This is a genomic window from Streptomyces sp. WELS2, from assembly GCF_013870595.1.
In the GTDB taxonomy this organism is placed as follows: domain Bacteria; phylum Actinomycetota; class Actinomycetes; order Streptomycetales; family Streptomycetaceae; genus Streptomyces.
The window spans coordinates 1-2317 of the sequence record NZ_JACBWZ010000910.1 but is presented as its reverse complement, the minus strand read 5'-3'; the positions used below and the strand labels follow the sequence as shown (position 1 = coordinate 2317).

Here is a 2317-nt window from a genome sequence, read left to right as displayed (position 1 = left end):
TTCCGCGAGCCGGTCGGGCAGGGTGTCCTCGGCGTGCACCGCCATCAGCAGCACCCCGTCCACCCGCTGCGCGGCCAGGTAGCCGGCCAGCCGGCCGTACTCGGTCTCGTCGCCCGTGAGCACCAGCAGCAACTGCATGCCCGCGCTGGAGAGTCCGGCGTTCACGCCGAGGATGATCTCCGAGAAGTACGGCTCGGCGAACAGGCGGCTCTCGGCGTCGGGCACGACCAGCGCGACGGAGTCCGTGCGGCGGGTGGCCAGCGAGCGGGCGGCGCGGTTGGGGACGTAGCCGAGTTCGGCGATCGCCCGCTCGACGGCGGCCCGGGAGCGGTCGCTGACCTTGGGGGAGCCGTTGATGACCCGGGAGACCGTGCCGCGGCCCACGCCGGCGCGGGCGGCCACGGCGTTCAGGGTCGGTCGCCGCACGTCCGCCGTCCGGTGCGGCTGCGGCTGTTCGGCAGGGCTCATCGTTCACCTTCCGGCGGTCCGGGTCGGGGGCGCTTCATTCTGGCCCAGGAATTCCGGCAACCGACCCGCGGCGGCGGGCGGTTGCCCGCGGGGAGCGGCCCGCGCCGCCGGTGACCTGGGACGACGCCGGCCGGACCGTGCCCCACGGAGGTGAGCGGGGCGACACGTTCCCGTGACGTACGGAACACGCTTGCGCAACAACGCCGTCTTCAAGTCTTGACACCCGGCCCCGGCACGGACGAGTCTTCCGGCATGCCGCGTGGGAGCGGTCCCACGGGGTGACCGGGGCTCTCTTCCGTTCGGACGAAACCACCCATGGCCTTCCCCTCTACCTTGCATGGCACACCGTTGACCAGCACGTTTCCATCGCACACCGTGTGCTGTTGGCTAGCCGCTGCTCGATCCGAGAGGGCAGGTCCGGACCGCCCGGCCCGGCGGTCCGAATCCTGAGGTCCCGTTCCCCACTGGAACAAGGAGTAGTGGAATGCGCATCACCCGTACCGGCGGTGGCCACGGCCGCAGAGCGGCGATCGTGGCCACGACGGCCCTGACCGCCTCGGCCCTGCTGCTGACCGGTTGCAGCAGCGACGACGGCGACTCGGGCGGCACGGACGCCAACGGCAACATCACCCTCACGGTGGCCGACTACGGGCAGTTCGGCTACAAGGAGGCCGGCCTGTTCGCCAAGTACCACCAGCTGCACCCGAACATCACGGTCAAGGAAGAGACCACCGCCAGCGAGCAGGACTACTACCCGAAGCTCCTTCAGCAGCTGAACACGGGCAGCGGCCTGGCGGACGTCACCGGTATCGAGGTCGGGCGCATCAAGGAGGTCGTGGACACCCAGGCGGACAAGTTCGCCGACCTCGGCAAGACGATCGACGCCGCCGACTGGGTGTCCTGGAAGGCGAAGCAGGCCACCACCAAGGACGGCACGGTGATCGGCGCCGGTACCGACATCGGCCCGATGTCCCTGTGCTACCGCAAGGACCTCTTCCAGAAGGCGGGCCTGCCCACCGACCGCGAGGCCGTCGCCAAGGCCGTCGCCGGCGGCTGGGAGGACTACCTCAAGCTCGGCGAGCAGTACCAGAAGAAGGCCCCCTCCGGCACCTACTTCATGGACTCCGCCTCCGCGATGTACAACGCGGTCGTCTCCTCCTCCTCCCAGCAGTACTACAACGCCGCCGGCGAGCCGGTCTACAAGGACAGCCCGTCCGTCAAGCAGGGCTGGAACCTGGCCGCGGAAGCCGCCGAGAAGAAGCTGAGCCAGGGCCTGCCGCAGTTCACCGACGCCTGGACGGCGGCGCTGCGCAAGGGCAGCGTGGCCACCGTGGCCTGCCCCGCCTGGATGGCCGGCCAGATCTCCACCAACTCCGGCGACGCCTACAAGGGCAAGTGGGACATCTCCCGGGCGCCCGGCACCACGGCGGCCAACTGGGGCGGCTCCTTCCTGACCGTGCCCAAGAGCGGCAAGCACGTCAAGGAGGCCCAGGAGCTGGTCAAGTGGCTGACCGCGCCCGAGCAGCAGGCCGCGGTGTTCAAGGCCATCGGTGTCTTCCCGTCCAACCAGAAGGCCTACGAACTGGCCGACGTGAAGAACGCCAAGCTCCCGTACTTCAGCGACGCCCCCATCGGCCAGCTCTACGCCGAGGAGGCCAAGGCCATCCCCGCGGCGGTGCTCGGCCCGAAGGACGGCGTCATCAAGGACACCATCTCCACCCAGATCAACAACATGGAGAAGCGGGGCACCAAGCCCGACGACGCCTGGAAGGCCGCGACCGACACGCTCGACAAGGCGATCGGCTGACCGGCGCGGGCGCGGACGGCTCCCACGGCCGTCCGCGCCCGG

The 2317-nt window shown here is 70.1% G+C and carries 2 protein-coding genes; one reads left to right on the top strand and one right to left on the bottom strand.

The window, feature by feature from the left end; all coding sequences use genetic code 11:
- Nucleotides 1-468: LacI family DNA-binding transcriptional regulator (locus tag H5J33_RS31630; protein ID WP_181798182.1), on the bottom strand; the 468-nt coding region annotated here is incomplete at its 3' end.
- A gap of 484 nt (nt 469-952) precedes the next feature.
- Between H5J33_RS31630 and H5J33_RS31625 the strand changes: the two genes are divergently transcribed.
- On the top strand, nt 953-2275 hold the full coding sequence (locus H5J33_RS31625; protein ID WP_181798181.1) for an ABC transporter substrate-binding protein: 1323 nt from the start codon (nt 953-955) through the stop codon (nt 2273-2275).
- Nucleotides 2276-2317: the final 42 nt, after the last annotated feature.